Genomic DNA, 15,582 nt, shown 5'->3' on the forward strand with positions numbered 1-15,582 from the left:
CCTATGCCGCAATTGCGTTCATGATCGCCGGAACGGAGAGCTCCCCGAGCGGGATCTCCGCCACCTGCTTGCGATCGCGCATAATAATGACCCGATCGGCATAGCCCACCAGCTCTTCCAGCTCTGACGAAATGACCAGCAGCGCCAGGCCATCGGCGCATAGGGTTTCAATCAGGCGGATGATCTCGGCGTGGGCGCCGACGTCTATCCCGCGGGTCGGCTCATCGAGGATCAAAAACTGAGGTTTGGTCAGCAGCCAGCGGGAAAGCAGCACCTTCTGCTGATTGCCGCCGGAAAGAAATTCGATCGGCTGCTCGGCGCTGGGGGTACGGATACCCAGCTGGCGGATAAAGCGTTCGGCAATTTCATTTTGCTCACGCCGGGAAATCGGACGCAGCCAGCCGCGCTGCGCCTGCAGGGCCAGCACGATGTTCTCCCGCACCGACGCCGCCGCGATAATGCCGTCGGTTTTTCGGTCTTCCGGGCAAAAGCCGATCCCGAGGCTGGAGGCCTGATGCGGCGAGCGCAGCGTCTGCGGCTTGCCTTTAATCCACGCATTGCCGCTATCGGCCGGCTTGATGCCAAAAATCACCTCCGCCGTTTCGGTGCGTCCGGAGCCCAGCAGCCCCGCCAGGCCGACGATTTCGCCGGGGCGGACCTGGAGGTCGAACGGCGCGATGGTGCCCTTTTTACCAAATCCTTCAAAGGCGGCGATCGGCTTGTCGCTCAGCAGGGTGCGACCCGCACGCTGCAGCGCGTTATGCTCCAGCTCGCGGCCCAGCATCATTTTCACCAGCTCAATCTGCGGCAGTTCGCGGGTTTCCCGGCAGCCGACGAAGCCGCCGTTGCGCAGCACGGTGATCCGATCGCTCACGGCATACACCTGATCGAGAAAGTGGGTAACAAAAATCAGGCTGACGCCGCTATCGCGCAGCTGGCGCATCAGGGTAAAGAGCATCTCCACCTCCTGGGTATCCAGGCTGGCGGTAGGCTCATCGAGGATCAGCACTTTGGCCGACAGGTCAATGGCGCGGCAGATAGCGACAATCTGCTGCATCGCCACGGAAAAGCGGTTAAGCGGTTCACGCACGTCGAGGGAGAAGCCGTAGGAGGCCATCAGATCGGTGGCGCGCTTTTCCATCTCTTTGCGCCGCAGCAGGCCAAAGCGGCGGGGCTCGCGGCCGATAAACAGATTGTCCGCCACCGACATATTCGGCAGCAGGTTCACTTCCTGGTAGACGGTACCGATGCCCAGCTGCTGCGCGTGGGCGGTATTTTTCGGCGCAATGGTCTGGCCCTCAAGCCAGATAGTGCCGCGATCGGCGTGATAAACGCCGGTGAGCGCTTTGATCAGGGTCGATTTTCCCGCGCCGTTTTCACCCAGCAGGGCCATGATCTCACCGCGCCGCAGGCTGAAATCGACGTTATCCAGCGCCTTAACGCCGGGGAAAAATTTGCTCAGTCCCTCGGTACGAAGGATCTCCTGGTGTACATCGCCGTTCATGGTTTCCCCTCCCCTAACCCTCTCCCCACCGGGGAGAGGGGACTAAACCGAGCGTCCTGATGGCCTACGCTCACTCAATAGCCCATGTTTTTCTTCTTCTCTAACTCTTCTTTCGCCGTATCCGGCAGGTAGAGCGTCGATTTGGTGATGGTCAGCTTCTCAGGCAGGGTGCCGTCTTTCTTGAATTTCTCCAGCGCATCAAACGCCGGCCCGGCCATGTTTGGCGTCAGCTCGACGCTGGCGTTAGCTTCGCCGGCGATCATCGCTTTGTAGATATCCGGTACGCCGTCAATCGAGCCGGTCAGAATATCTTTGCCCGGCTTCAGCCCGGCCTCTTTAATTGCCTGGATGGCGCCGATGACCATGTCGTCGTTATGGGCGTAAACCATGCAGATGTTCTTGCCGTTGTTTTCCGCTTTGATAAAGCTCTCCATAACCTCTTTCCCTTTACTGCGGGTAAAGTCGCCGGACTGAGAGCGGATAATCTTGATGTTCGATGCTTTAGCGATGGCGTCAGCGAAGCCTTTTTTGCGGTCAATGGCGACGCTGGCCCCGACGGTGCCCTGCAGCTCAACGACGTTGCACGGCTTGCCGTCGACGGTTTTCACCAGCCAGTCGCCAATCAGCTGGCCTTCCAGCACGTTATTGGCGGTGACGGTGGTCATGTAGAGATCTTTGTCTTTTACATCAATGGAGCGGTCGAGCAGGAATACCGGAATTTTGGCCTCTTTGGCCTCTTTCAGCACCGGCTCCCAGCCCGTCGCCACGACCGGGGCGATAAAGATGGCGTCGACGCCCTGCGCAATGAAGGAGCGTACGGCTTTAATCTGGTTTTCCTGCTTTTGCTGGCCGTCGGCAATCTTCAGAGTAATACCGCGCTTAGCGGCCTCCTCCTTCGCAACGCTGGTTTCGGCCGCACGCCAGCCGGATTCAGACCCGACCTGCGAAAATCCTACGGTCAGAGGGGCAGCTATTGCCATAGATGACATAGCTGCGGAAACTGCTGTGACAAGAAGTAAGCGCTTCCACATAAGGCGATCCTCGTAGGGTTATTGTTAGTAAGATTGTTATCTGCGGACAAACTATAGACAATCAGAGATGTAACTGAATGCGTTACATCACACTTCGAAGAAGTAAACCAAATGTTAATTCATGCCGTTTAAGGCAGCTCAGAGCGGGTAAGGCTTTTGCAGCGATGCCACTATCGCCGCAGATGGCGAAAAATTTAGCACTTTGATAAATCAATCACATGCAATGTAAACGGTTACATAAATTTATTCAGGATGTGGCTATGTTTATGGATTTTCAGGTTGTTTTGCGATCGAAAATGACGCCATCTTTCCGCTGCCGGAAACAAAAGAAGCGAAGACATTCGATGTGAGTTGGCTATAATACCGGGCACTTGTTTGCTATACATTTTAAAGGAACAGACATGAGCTTACTCAACGTACCTGCGGGTAAAGATCTGCCGGAAGACATCTACGTCGTTATCGAGATCCCGGCGAACGCAGACCCAATCAAATACGAAGTCGACAAAGAGAGCGGTGCACTGTTCGTTGACCGCTTCATGTCCACCGCGATGTTCTATCCGTGCAACTACGGCTACATCAACCACACCCTGTCTCTGGACGGTGATCCGGTTGACGTGCTGGTCCCGACTCCGTATCCGCTGGAGCCAGGCTCAGTGATCCGCTGCCGTCCGGTTGGCGTTCTGAAGATGACCGACGAATCCGGTGAAGATGCCAAACTGGTTGCGGTACCGCACACCAAGCTGAGCAAAGAGTACGATCACATCAACGATGTGAACGACCTGCCGGAACTGCTGAAAGCCCAGATCACCCACTTCTTCGAGCACTACAAAGATCTGGAAAAAGGCAAATGGGTTAAAGTTGACGGTTGGGACAATGCTGCTGCAGCGAAAGCTGAAATCATTGCTTCCTTCGAGCGCGCTGCGAAGAACTAAGTTCGCCTCTGCGTGAAGCCAGACCCTGAACGCCGCCTGCCGGCTAGTAAGGGTTTTTTTATGTCCGCTGTTCGCCCCTGCCCGTTTAGTTCCCCTCTTTCTCCTGACCTGCTGACAAACCTGCGGCCAGATTTGCGCCTACCAGAATAGGGAGTCGGCCGGTCATATTTGCAATTGCGAATGAAATTAAAAATCATTATCATTTTCAATTCGTAAACAAATGTGAATAAACGTCAATGAACCTCCACAATGTGAAGACCTTAACGCTCTGTTCCGGCATGGCGCTGACCGCGGCTCTGCTACTCACCGGCCTGACCGCAACGGCTGCCGCGCTGCCTGAGAAAGATTTCCTGACTCGTGAAGTGGGTCATGGCGTCTATGAGCTGGCGGTAGACGCGCAGCAGCATGCGCTGTTCGCCGCCTCCGCCCCTTCGTTTGATAAAGACAAAACGACGGGGCAGATTTACAAGCTGGACCTGGAAAGCCTCACCACCGTTGAAGTCATCAAAACCAGCCGTCGGGCGTTTGCCACCGCGCTGGATGAGGTGAACCATGTCCTGTACGTCGGCAATACCCTCGAAGGCTCGGTCACGCTGGTCGATACCCGCAGCGGCAAGGAGCTGGCGGTGCTGCAGCTCAGCGAGGCGAGCGACCCGCAAGCGATTATCCATACGCGCGAAATGGTCCTCGATAAGCAGAACCACCGCCTGTACGTCTCCGGCGTCGCGGAGAAGGGCGTTGTCTGGGTGATCGATACCGCTAAGCGGGCGAAGATTGCGACCATCAGCGAGATGGGCGAATACCCAACCGGCATGGCGGTCGATCCGCTAAAAAACCGCCTCTACGTGGTGAACGGCAGAAATGGCCTGATCGTCATCGATACCACCAGCAATAAAATTATCGACCGCTTTACCGTCGCCGCGGATAAAAAGCGCTTTTTCCTTAATATCGCCGTGGATGCCAAAAACAGCCGCGCCTTTATTACCGACCCGGATTTACCCAATGTATTAGTGGTCGATATTGGTAACGGTAACGTCCTTTCTAAAATTGACGTGATTAACTCCCTGGCCGTGATTTATAACGAGAAGCGCCAGGAAGTTTATATTACCCACCGCAACGCCAAACTGATAACCATCGCCGACAGCGAAACCGGCAAGGTAAAACAAAGCATTCAGACTACCGCCCTGCCCAATAGCCTTGCGCTTTCCGCCGATGCCAACACGCTGTACGTCAGCATTAAACAGCCCGAAGAGCTGATCGGTAAAAAGCCTGACTACGTGATGAAAATCGACCTGACTCAATACTAATCATCATCACGCGTTATTTTTCACCTTGTGGCGGCGCGCCGTCGCGAGGTGATGTCGTTATTTTCTCTTTGCAGGTGTCTATATTATGAAAACGCGTCAACTGATTACGCTTACGGGGATCGTCGCGCTGTCCGGCGGGGTTATTTTGCCCTCTCAGGCGGAAGAACTCAGCGAAACCTCGCGCAGCGGCGAAGATCAAATGGTGGTGACCGCCACCGGCTTTGCGCAGGAAAAGCGTGAAGCACCGGCGACCATCTCGACAATCGATCGTAAAACGCTGGATGTTCAGCCCGATCGCAACGTCGGCGAGGCGATAAAAAATCTCCCCGGCGTGTCGGTGTCGAGCGGCAGCGAAATATCCTCGGGCAGCATCATGATGCGCGGCATGGACCCTTCCTACACCGCCTTCATGGTGAACAGCGTCAAGCAGAATACCGGCGAATCTCGCCCCTATGGCCAGGACCTCGGCACCGAAGCCAGCTTCCTGCCGCCGATGGAGGCGATTGAGCGTATTGAGGTGATTCGCGGCCCGATGTCCTCCCTCTACGGCTCAGACGCCATCGGCGGGGTGGTGAACGTCATCACCAAAAAGCCTTACGGCGTGAAGGAGTGGACCGGCGCCCTGGCCGCCAACACCTGGCTCCAGGAGCACCGTGATTTTGGCAATACCAGCCAGATGAATCTGTTCACCATGGGCCCGCTGATCCCCGACGTCCTCGGCCTGAGCCTCGCGGCCGACTGGCTGGATCGTCGCGATGACGAACGCGAAAACTACTTCGGCAAGCACAACCGCAAATCCCTCGATATGACGCTCGGCCTGGCCGCCAGCGAGAACAACCTCTTTGACCTGAACGTGGTCACCGGCGAGCAGGAGAAAAATCGGACCTGGCAGCGCGGCACGCCCTGGACGTGGCGCTTCGACCGCGACGCCTTAACCCTGACGCACTCCGGCTGGTATGCCGACGATACCGTCGCCACCACCAACTACATTAATTATGAAAAGGGCCGCTCAAAGTACGTCTATGGCGGGCAAACGCCGCAATACGTGCAGACGGAAAACTACGTTGCCAACAGCCAGACAACCCTGAGCCTGGCTAACCACAAGCTGACCGTGGGCGCGAACTTTACCCGCGAAGAGCTGAATGACCGCTTTGATGTCGCCAACAAAACCCTGCCGGGCGCCACGCCGGTCACCAAAGTGAGCCGCAACGGCTGGGCGCTGTTTGCCGAAGACGGCTGGACCCTCGGCGATTTCATCCTGACCACCTCAGGGCGCCTCGATCGCGATGATAACTTTGGTACCCACGTCACGCCTAAGCTGTACGGCAACTGGGCGTTTAGCGACGCATGGGCGCTGAAGGGCGGGGTCTCTGCAGGCTATAAAAAACCGGAGCTGCGCGCCACCTCCAGCGATTTTATTACGCCGCACGGCTCAACCGTACCCTATCCCTTCCTGACGGTCGGGAACGACGACCTGAAGCCGGAGAAAAGCGTTAACTCCGAGCTCGGCCTGTACTGGACGGGCAGCGCCCTGGCGCTTGACGGCACGGTCTTCTATACCCAGTTCAAAGATAAAATTACCGAGCAGAACATCTGCGAAACCACGGCTACCAGCCAGTGCTCCGTTAACGGCTACAAAGCAGACTCAATCGACAAGTACTTTAACGTCAGCAAAGCGGACGTCTACGGCGTCGAGCTCAACGCTGACTGGCAGATTAGCGCCGATATCAAGGCTAACGCCAACTACACCTACAACCACAGCGAGCAGAAAAGTGGGGCGGAAAAAGGCTATGCCCTGAACGACTACCCGCGCCACATGGCCAATCTGTCGCTCAGTTGGGCGGCAACGCAGAGTCTGGACGCCTGGAGTACGGTGAACTATCGCAGCAGCAACCGTGATAGCGGCAGCCACGATGAGTATGAGGCCTATACGATGGTGGATGTCGGCCTGCGCTATCGTGTCAACAAAAACGCGCAGCTGCTGGCGGGGATCTATAACCTGTTTGATGCCGACCCTAAACGCACCACCTCGTGGGGCGAGTACGGTCAGATAGAGGGTCGACGCTATAACCTCGGCGCGCGCGTCGAATTCTGATTAGCGGCCACAAAAAACAGCGCCACCCGAGGGTGGCGTTGTCGTTTTTAATACTGGTCTCTGTCTAACCAGTTACCGCTCTCTATCCGCGTAAATCCCTCAACCGGGCGCTGATAGACATACATCCATGCGCCGCCATACGGCGTCTGGATAAGATGGCGCGCGTATTCGCCGCCTTTGGTACGCAGAGCATCCAGTTCGGCCAGCGTCGATGCGTCAATACGATAGACTTCACCATGTACCGTGCCTTCACCGGGCACCGCGCCTGGATAGTGGCCCAGGCTGTACAGCTGATAATCGTTGACACTATGAGCGCCCAGCCACTGAGCGTTGGTCATCCAGTGGCTGTTGCCTTGTTTGCGTCGTAAACTGCCGTAAACAAATATTCGCATTGCTAAAACTCAAACTGATAGAGCAAATCGAGAGCCTGGTCTACGCCAGACACCGCTTCCATATATAGCTTCGGCATCAGGCGATAGCGTAATGTCAGCGTCGCCAGGGAGTCGAAGATACCGACCCCGTATTTTACCTGCAGACCCGGCAGCACGTAGCCGCTGACTACCACCTGGGAAGAGTCGCCTACCCCCTCGGTATCCAGCGCCAGATTGCTTACGCCAAACGTCTCGCCGATTTTACCCACAACCTGACCACTTTGTGCAACCCCCAGGCCAATAAGCATTGACGTCATTGCGGCGCTATCGCTCTGCCCGCTGCTCAATCCCTGGCCGCGCAGCAGATAAGAAAGCGCTTCCTGCTGCGACATGACCGGGTCGGAGAAGATCTCCGCCCGCGGCTGGTCGGCCGAGCCGGTGACGCGAACGCCGGCAATTACGTCGTCTTCTGTCGCATCCGGGTTGCGAATGGCTTCGATATTCAACGAAGGCTGATCCGGCGGACCGGAGAACAGGAGCTCGCCTTTACGGACGATCAGATCCTGACCGTAGGCGTGGAAGCGCCCTTCAGGAATATTGATCTGCCCGTTGAGGCCCAGACCCTGTTTATCCTGAGCAACTTTTAAATCGCCGGTCAGGCGCGCCTTCAGGCCAAACGCGCTGAGGCGAACGTTGTTACCGACGTGGATAGTCAGGTTGCTGTTGATCGGGATACCGGCGCTCTGCGGCTTAATCGGCTGCAGGGAGTCGTTCAGCATCACCTCATCGGAAGAGACGCCGACCGCGCTCTCCGGCACGTCGTTAACCACAATACGCGCCCACGGAATATCGACGCTACCGTCAAGATTAAACAAGCTCGGCGTCGCGGTAAAGACCACGTCCGGCGAAACGTCCAGGCGCACCATCGGCGGCACCGTAATACGTACCCGGCTGCCCTTCGCCGCGATCTGCGCGCGCCAGTTGTCTATCTGGGTCCAGTCGGCGTTCCCGTTCAGGCTAATCTGCCCCTGACGCGTATTCACCGTTCCCTGCAGCGTCGAGCGGGTGCCGTTGAAGTTCATCGCCAGCTGGCTCGGCTGCATATCGAACGGCATAAAGTTACCGTCAATATCCACGCCGTTCAGCTGCATCTGACCAAACAGCTGCGGATTTTTCACATCGCCGCCGAGGCGCAGGTTGGCGTTAAGCCGCCCTTCCGCCTTTTCCCCACGCGAGAAGATCGGATTAATCATCGCCAGCGAGAAGTTATTGATGTTGATATTGCCGCCGAGATTGCGTCGGCCCTGCGGGTCGGTGACCTGAACCTGCCCGTCAAGCTGACCGTTATTGGTCAGGCGGATCAGCCAGCCGAGCTGCGCGCGGTTGTTGTGCAGATCGGCGGTGAGGTTCAGGGTATCGAAAGCCACCGGCAGCGGCGCATCGTTGACCGTCTGGGTCACCTTCACGTTGCGCCCGCTCAGCGTCACCTTGCCCTGCGGCAGCCCCTCTTTGGTGGTGTCCCAGCTCACGTCGGCGTTACCGCTAAATACGCCGCTGGCCTGGGTGGCTTCCGGCATAAACGGCTTGAGCATCGCGAGGTCGAAACGGTTGAGGTTGACGACCGCCCGTCCGCTCGCGCCCGCATCGATCGTCTGCGGCACGCAAAGCTCGGCGTTCGGGTTGGTCCAGCAGTGCGGCCCAATGCTGATTTTCTGCTCGCGGTTACGGTAGTCCAGCGCGATATTACGCGTCAGCGAAACCGGGCCCACCGGCGTCTGGAAGCGGGTATTGCTCAGCGCGCCTCTCCAGCGCTCCTCTTTGCGGTCAAAGCTCCCCGCCAGCGACAGCTGGCCGGATACCGGGTCGCCCTGCACCCTAAGCTGCAGGTCATGCTGCTTCTCATTCCCCTTCGCATTGAGCTGCACCAGGCTGATATTGACGCCCGGCTGGCTGATACGATCGATACGCACGTCGAGGTTGCCGCCGATCTGATCGCTGGATTTCACGTCGCCTTTGACGTTAACCTGGGCGATCGACAGCTCCTGCCAGCGCAGGGCGCGGGCGGTGATATCCGCCAGCAGCTGCGGCGCCTCCACGGTGCCGCGCACCTTCACCAGCCCTTTCGCCGTTCCGCCAAGGCCCGGCAGGGCGTTGTCGAGATGCGGGGCATCAATGGTGGCGTCGAGATCGAGATCTTTAACCCCCAGCTCGCCTTTCACATCGGCGCTGTTGGGACCTAACGCCAGGTGCAGGCCGGGAATTTTCCACTGCATATAGCTATTGCCCTGCAGGGAACCGCTGACATCAACCTTATTCTGCTTCACGTTACCGGTGATTTTCAGCTCCGGCACCGACATCTGCCAGCTGCCGCCGTAGAGGCTGCCCTGGGTTTTGATCAGACCGTTGAGCTTCGAAGGCCAGTCCGGAACCTCTTTGGCGGTGTTAATGCCGTCGAGGGTCAGCTCGCCGCGCCAGCTAATCGCCTGCTGCCAGTCGAGCAGCGCCTTAAGCTCGGTTTTCCCTTCCAGCGCGGCGACGGTCAGCTTATCAATATTCACCTGCTGCTCGTTGCCCTTCGCATTGAGGCTGATTTTCGCCGGCGGCAGGGATTGCCCCTTCACCGCGGTACTCATCGCCAGGGCGTAGTCGGTCATCTTGCCGCTGAACGTCAGCTGCAGATCGTCGGCCTGGAACTGCTTTTCACCGCTAAACGGCCAGTAGAGCTGCTTGCTTTTCAGTTCCATATTGAGCGGCAGCCCGGCTTCCGCCAGCTGCGTTTCGGCGCGCAGCGTCATCGCCACCGGGCCGGCTAAATCAACGCCAACCGTCAGCTTTTTACGCATCTCGCCGCCGACCTTCAGCTGGACCTTCTCGCCCTTGAGCGGGTCAATATTCAGCGCACCGTTGAGGGTGATATCAACCGGCCAGCTGTCCTGCAGCTGCGCGCTGCCCGAGGCGGTGACTTTGCCCTGGTCGGAATCGACATCCAGCGTATCGAGCTTCATCTGCCCGTCAATGCTGCTGACCTTCAGCAGCAGGCTGTAGATGGTCATATCGGTATCGCCGGTGATCCGCAGCTGCTCACCGCGGAACTCCTCGATATTGAGGTTAAGCGGCAGGTGGACGTCGGCCATTTCCGGGAGCACCGGCTTCTCAAACAGCGCCTTCATCGTCTCGCCGAGCGGTTTCTCTTCCGGCTGCGGATTCTCTATCTTCGGCTCGACGATCTGCTCCTGCGCCACCTTGACAACTTTCGGCAGCGCGATAAGCAGCCCCTGCAGCGACGTCGGCGTCAGGGTCAGGTTTTTCTCCTGCCAGCGCAGGCCGGTGGAGAAGTCGCGCACCGAGACGGCGGTATCATCAATTTTGACGTTAACGTTTTGCAGCGCGACGCGGCTCAGGGTGATGGGATACGGCGTGGAGAGATTCAGCGGCCCCGTATCTTCCTCTTCTGCCGGCGCGGAAGGCGGCATTTTTGCGGTATCGATAGCGACGTAGATATCGCGCAGCGAAATATCGTTGACGCACAGGCTGCTGTCCCACAGGCAGCGTAATTTGACCGCAAGGTGGAACTGACCGGCGGTCACCGCTACGCCCGGCTGGGCAAAGCGCACGTTCTCCAGCGTCAGGTCACGCCAGCCGCCGGTGACCTTGCCGATCTCCAGGCCAGGTACCCAGCGGTCCGCCGCCTTCAGCACCAGGTGCAGGCCGCTGGTGGTGCCGACCAGGAAGCCAACCGTGCCCAGCAGCAGGACCAGAAAGAGCATGATCCCGAGGCTTATCTTCTTCCATAAACTCATAATTCAGGCCCCAGACCGATGTAAAACTGTAAACCGTGTTCGTCTTTATCGCCGACCGGAGCAGCGATATCCAGCTTGATCGGGCCGACCGGCGACTGCCAGCGCACGCCAACGCCGGCGCCGGTTTTGAAGTCGCTTTTGCGGATATCGCTGACCGCTTCACCGCCGTCGATAAACATCGCGCCCCACCATTTTCCGCTGACGTTGTATTGGTACTCCAGCGAGCCGGTAGCCAGCTTCGATGCACCAATCAGCTTGCCATCATCGTCTTTTGGCGAGATAGATTTGTATTTGTAGCCGCGAATGCTGCGGTCACCCCCGGCGAAGAAGCGCAGATCCGGCGGGACCTTGTCGAAATTATCGGCCTCAATCCAGCCGAGGTTACCGCGCACCACGAAACGGTGGCGATCGTAGAGGGTGCGGATCCACACTTCCTGTGCCTGGGCGACGACAAAGTTAATGTCCGAGCCCCACATGGTGTTGGAGTAGTCCACCGAATAGCGCTGGGAATCGCCCCAGGTCGGCATCAGGCCGCCCCGCGAGCGGGTGCGGTTAACCGATACCCCGGGATAAATCAGCATGGTGGTATTGGTGACGTTAGCCTGGGTAAAGTGATCGAGGCTCCAGCGCAGATTGATCGCGCGCTGCCAGCCGCTCGACATCTCCCAGAAACGCGACGCCCCGAGGGTGGTGGAGTCGGCTTTGGTATCGTTGAGATCCGTGCGCTTGAAGCCGCCCTGCATCAGGTAATACTGCTCCAGCGGGCTTTTCAGCAGCGGGACCTTATAGCTGAAATCAACCTGCTGTTCCGGCGCGGAGAGGCTGAGGCTGGAGGTCAGGCTGTGGCCGTAGGAGTTCATCCACGGCTTTCTCCACGTCGCCTTCACCCGCGGCCCGACGTCGGTCGAATAGCCGACACCGGTTTCGACGGTATTCTCTTTGCGCGGTGCGACGACGCCCTTCAGGGGCAGGACTTTCGTTTTTCTGGATTTTTCAAACTCCGGCGCGACCACCACCGAGCTGAACCAGCCGGTGGCCGCCAGGCGGCGGTTTAGCTCCGCCAGATCCTCGGAGGTGTACTCATCCCCCTCCTTAAATGGCACCAGATTTTGCAGATATTCGTCGCGGATCTGCGATCCGCTGAAGGTCACGGCGCCGAAGCGATAGCGCTCGCCGCTGTTGTAATCGATATCCCAGAAGGCCTGATGGCGATCGAGAGAGACCCCGAGCTGGCTTTTATTGAATTCACTATCAAAGTAGCCTTTGCGCAGCGCAACGCGGGTCAATGAGCTTTTAAAACCGTCGTAATCGCCGTGGTTCAGCACGGTGCCGATTGCCGGACGCGTTTTTAACAAATCCAGATAGTCACGGTCGGTTCGCGCGCCGCCGCGCAGGATCACGTCGGTGCCGCCAATACGCACCGGTTCGCCTGGCGTCACTTTGGCGATCAGCACCTGCCGCCCTTTTGCCGGCGGCGGACGTAAATCAAAATCGATCGTCGGTTCGTAGTAACCTAGCGCTTTTAGGCCTTCACGGATGGCATCATCAACGCGCGCGCGAAAGCGGCGATCCGGCGTGACTTCATCACTTTGGATCGTCGACAGCCGGGCACGGACGTTTTTTTGCAGCTCCCCGGATAGTCCCTCAACCTGCAAACGCACGCTCGCGGCGCTAGCGACCCCGCTGACCAGCAAAAGGCTGGTGACACATAACTGGCGGATTTGTAGCACGTTTTCTCCTGAATATCCTTGTTTCCCCCCGAAGGAAACGAAAGCGCCGTTCCACGGCTTAACAAAACCCTAACAACTAAGGGTTGAAAAAGTGACGATAACCCAAATAATTCTTATGTTTAAATCCAGACGTACCGATCGTGTTTATTGTGTAAAAAGACACGCATCGTTACAACCTTAACTACGACTTATGTTTCAGAGAGGCCAACCGTGAGTCTATTTGATAAAACGCATCTTGTCGCCCAGGCGGATGCGCTACCCGGACGCAACACCCCCATGCCGGTGGCAACGCTCCACGCCGTCAATGGCCACTCCATGACTAACGTTCCTGCGGGAATGGAAGTTGCGCTGCTGGCGATGGGCTGCTTTTGGGGAGTTGAGCGCCTGTTCTGGCAGCTGCCTGGCGTTTACAGCACCGCCGCAGGCTACACCGGCGGCTACACCCCTAACCCCACCTACCGCGAAGTTTGTTCCGGCGACACCGGCCACGCCGAGGCCGTACGCATCGTGTATGACCCGCAGGTCGTCAGCTATGAGCAGCTGCTGCAGGTATTCTGGGAAAACCACGACCCGGCTCAGGGAATGCAGCAGGGCAACGATCGCGGTACCCAGTATCGTTCGGCCATCTATCCGCTGACGCCGGAGCAGGATGCGGCCGCCAAAGCCAGCCTGACGCGTTTTCAGGCGGCGATGCGCGACGCCAACGACCCGCGGCAGATCACCACTGAGATAGGCACGGCGAAGCCGTTCTACTATGCTGAAGACGACCACCAGCAGTATCTGCATAAAAATCCGTATGGATACTGCGGGATCGGCGGTATCGGCGTATGCCTGCCGCCACAGGCCTGATAGTGAATATTACCGGGGCGCACAATTAACGCTCTGGCGGCTTTACAGTACCTTACGCTATACTAGGCTGTGTTGTAGCCGGTCCAGTGCCTTCGGACCGGTTTTTTATGTATTCCACATTAGAGTTATCAACTTCCCTTCCGAGGATCTGGCCTCAACGGCTAGATAAACTATGTTAAACAGTATTTTAGTAATACTTTGTCTGATTGCCGTCAGCGCATTTTTTTCGATATCCGAAATCTCGCTGGCCGCCTCACGTAAAATCAAACTCAAACTGCTGGCCGATGATGGCAACCTGAACGCTCAGCGCGTTCTCAAAATGCAGGAAAACCCCGGGATGTTCTTCACCGTTGTGCAAATCGGCCTGAACGCGGTAGCGATTCTCGGCGGTATCGTCGGCGATGCGGCATTCTCACCGGCCTTCAACAGCCTGTTAAGCCGCTATATGTCCTCGGAACTCTCCGAGCAGCTCAGCTTTATTATCTCTTTTACTCTGGTCACCAGCCTGTTCATCCTGTTTGCTGACCTGACCCCGAAACGCATCGGTATGATTGCGCCAGAAGCCGTGGCTTTGCGCATCATCAACCCGATGCGCTTCTGCCTGACGGTGTTCCGCCCGCTGGTGTGGCTGTTCAACGGCATGGCTAACAATATTTTCCGGCTGTTCAAAATACCGATGGTGCGTAAAGACGACATCACCTCCGACGATATTTACGCGGTCGTTGAGGCCGGCGCGCTGGCTGGCGTGCTGCGTAAGCAGGAGCATGAGCTGATTGAGAACGTGTTCGAGCTGGAATCGCGTACCGTTCCGTCGTCGATGACCTCGCGTGAAAATGTTATCTGGTTCGATCTCCACGAAGACGAGCAGAGCCTGAAGAACAAGGTTTCGGAGCATCCGCACTCCAAGTTCCTGGTCTGTAACGAAGATATCGACCATATCATCGGCTACGTGGACTCCAAGGATCTGCTAAATCGCGTGCTGGCGAATCAAAGCCTGGTGCTGACCGGCGGCGTGCAGATCCGCAATACGCTGATTGTCCCCGATACCCTGACGCTCTCCGAAGCGCTGGAAAGCTTCAAAACCGCCGGCGAAGACTTTGCGGTCATCATGAATGAATATGCGCTGGTGGTGGGGATTATTACCCTCAATGACGTCATGACCACCCTGATGGGCGATCTGGTCGGCCAGGGGCTGGAGGAGCAGATCGTCGCCCGCGATGAAAACTCATGGCTGATTGACGGCGGTACGCCGATTGATGACGTGATGCGCGTGCTCGATATCGACGATTTCCCGCAGTCCGGCAACTATGAAACTATCGGCGGCTTTATGATGTTTATGCTGCGCAAAATCCCCAAGCGCACCGACGCGGTGAAATTCTCAGGCTACAAGTTTGAGGTGGTGGACATCGATAACTACCGCATCGATCAGCTGCTGGTCACCCGCATCGACAATAAGCCGACGGTGCTGGTACCGAAGCAGTCGGAAACGATGGCAGGCGAAAAAGAGTCGGCATAATCGCCGCCTTCAGAAACACTAACGGCTCCCATCAGGAGCCGTTTTTCTTACCGTACAGCTATACCACTTTTCAGATTAAGCCATCTCTGTTTGCAGACGCAGAACCTGACGATTGACCTCGGACATCACAGAAAAGTGCTGCTTGTCCTTTACCTTCGGGATAAGGATTTTGCCCTTATCAAACTCAAAAGCGCCAACATCCTTGATATATAACCGTCCACGGAACAGGATCTTCACGTACTTCGCCACTTGCAGCGGATTGTAGCGTTGGAAAATTTTCATTGTTGTCTCCTGCCAGGGTTACGCTCCTGTGGTGCCACACTTAGCCCACGAGTCCAGAACGCAAATTTTAATGCCCTGAAACTATAGTCCAGAACTTCTGTAATACCCAGCATGCATAAGTTTATTTACCTTTTGATGACACTAATTAAGAATTTTCTTTTCATA

General features: G+C 57.0%; 11 protein-coding genes. 5 read left to right on the plus strand and 6 right to left on the minus strand.

The window, feature by feature from the left end:
* Position 1: 1 nt before the first annotated feature.
* Positions 2-1,504, minus strand: a complete 1,503-nt coding sequence (gene ytfR / locus HCK03_RS23885; RefSeq protein ID WP_041143749.1) for a galactofuranose ABC transporter, ATP-binding protein YtfR — start codon at positions 1,502-1,504, stop codon at positions 2-4.
* Between the two features lie 74 nt (positions 1,505-1,578).
* On the minus strand, positions 1,579-2,535 hold the full coding sequence (ytfQ, locus tag HCK03_RS23890; RefSeq protein WP_041143748.1) for a galactofuranose ABC transporter, galactofuranose-binding protein YtfQ: 957 nt from the start codon (positions 2,533-2,535) through the stop codon (positions 1,579-1,581).
* A gap of 401 nt (positions 2,536-2,936) precedes the next feature.
* Here ytfQ and ppa point away from each other — a divergent pair, with 401 nt between their 5' ends.
* The 3 genes from ppa to HCK03_RS23905 all read left to right on the plus strand — a co-directional run bounded on the left by ppa (position 2,937) and on the right by HCK03_RS23905 (position 6,869).
* On the plus strand, positions 2,937-3,467 hold the full coding sequence (gene ppa, locus HCK03_RS23895) for an inorganic diphosphatase (protein WP_041143747.1): 531 nt from the start codon (positions 2,937-2,939) through the stop codon (positions 3,465-3,467).
* Positions 3,468-3,703: 236 nt separating this feature from the next.
* Positions 3,704-4,774, plus strand: a complete 1,071-nt coding sequence (yncE, locus tag HCK03_RS23900) for a 7-bladed beta-propeller protein YncE (RefSeq protein WP_167692275.1) — start codon at positions 3,704-3,706, stop codon at positions 4,772-4,774.
* 85 nt (positions 4,775-4,859) lie between these two features.
* Positions 4,860-6,869: a TonB-dependent receptor domain-containing protein gene (locus HCK03_RS23905; protein ID WP_167692276.1), complete on the plus strand. Its 2,010-nt coding sequence runs from the start codon at positions 4,860-4,862 to the stop codon at positions 6,867-6,869.
* Between the two features lie 47 nt (positions 6,870-6,916).
* Here the strand turns inward: HCK03_RS23905 and HCK03_RS23910 are convergent, their stop codons facing one another.
* From HCK03_RS23910 to tamA, 3 genes are read right to left on the minus strand one after another with little or no spacing between them, the layout of a single operon-like run.
* Complete coding sequence (locus tag HCK03_RS23910; RefSeq protein ID WP_041143744.1) at positions 6,917-7,261, minus strand: gamma-glutamylcyclotransferase family protein; 345 nt, start codon at positions 7,259-7,261, stop codon at positions 6,917-6,919.
* Between the two features lie 2 nt (positions 7,262-7,263).
* A complete protein-coding gene (gene tamB / locus HCK03_RS23915; RefSeq protein ID WP_041143743.1) occupies positions 7,264-11,040 on the minus strand; it encodes an autotransporter assembly complex protein TamB in 3,777 nt (1,258 codons plus the stop codon).
* Positions 11,037-12,770, minus strand: a complete 1,734-nt coding sequence (gene tamA / locus HCK03_RS23920) for an autotransporter assembly complex protein TamA (protein ID WP_041143742.1) — start codon at positions 12,768-12,770, stop codon at positions 11,037-11,039. The genes tamB and tamA overlap by 4 nt, the downstream gene beginning before the upstream one ends.
* Before the next feature lie 210 nt (positions 12,771-12,980).
* Here tamA and msrA point away from each other — a divergent pair, with 210 nt between their 5' ends.
* Positions 12,981-13,619 (plus strand): peptide-methionine (S)-S-oxide reductase MsrA, encoded by a 639-nt coding sequence (msrA, locus tag HCK03_RS23925; RefSeq protein WP_167692277.1) that lies wholly within the window; start codon positions 12,981-12,983, stop codon positions 13,617-13,619.
* Between the two features lie 172 nt (positions 13,620-13,791).
* On the plus strand, positions 13,792-15,135 hold the full coding sequence (locus tag HCK03_RS23930) for a polyamine export protein PaeA (protein ID WP_115193729.1): 1,344 nt from the start codon (positions 13,792-13,794) through the stop codon (positions 15,133-15,135).
* A 75-nt stretch (positions 15,136-15,210) separates the two neighbouring features.
* On the opposite strand, the gene HCK03_RS23935 is transcribed toward HCK03_RS23930, so the two are convergent.
* Complete coding sequence (locus HCK03_RS23935; RefSeq protein WP_041143739.1) at positions 15,211-15,417, minus strand: DUF1107 domain-containing protein; 207 nt, start codon at positions 15,415-15,417, stop codon at positions 15,211-15,213.
* Positions 15,418-15,582 lie beyond the last annotated feature (165 nt).

Origin of the sequence: Klebsiella terrigena (assembly GCF_012029655.1) — a bacterium.
Classification (GTDB): domain Bacteria; phylum Pseudomonadota; class Gammaproteobacteria; order Enterobacterales; family Enterobacteriaceae; genus Klebsiella; species Klebsiella terrigena.

What these genes read in the sequence shown, in the direction of transcription:
- ytfR (WP_041143749.1), bottom strand. Translation starts at nt 1,504, where the DNA reads ATGAACGGCGATGTACACCAGGAGATCCTTCGTACCGAGGGACTGAGC.
- ytfQ (WP_041143748.1), bottom strand. Translation starts at nt 2,535, where the DNA reads ATGTGGAAGCGCTTACTTCTTGTCACAGCAGTTTCCGCAGCTATGTCA.
- ppa (WP_041143747.1), top strand. Translation starts at nt 2,937, where the DNA reads ATGAGCTTACTCAACGTACCTGCGGGTAAAGATCTGCCGGAAGACATC.
- yncE (WP_167692275.1), top strand. Translation starts at nt 3,704, where the DNA reads ATGAACCTCCACAATGTGAAGACCTTAACGCTCTGTTCCGGCATGGCG.
- HCK03_RS23905 (WP_167692276.1), top strand. Translation starts at nt 4,860, where the DNA reads ATGAAAACGCGTCAACTGATTACGCTTACGGGGATCGTCGCGCTGTCC.
- HCK03_RS23910 (WP_041143744.1), bottom strand. Translation starts at nt 7,261, where the DNA reads ATGCGAATATTTGTTTACGGCAGTTTACGACGCAAACAAGGCAACAGC.
- tamB (WP_041143743.1), bottom strand. Translation starts at nt 11,040, where the DNA reads ATGAGTTTATGGAAGAAGATAAGCCTCGGGATCATGCTCTTTCTGGTC.
- HCK03_RS23930 (WP_115193729.1), top strand. Translation starts at nt 13,792, where the DNA reads ATGTTAAACAGTATTTTAGTAATACTTTGTCTGATTGCCGTCAGCGCA.
- HCK03_RS23935 (WP_041143739.1), bottom strand. Translation starts at nt 15,417, where the DNA reads ATGAAAATTTTCCAACGCTACAATCCGCTGCAAGTGGCGAAGTACGTG.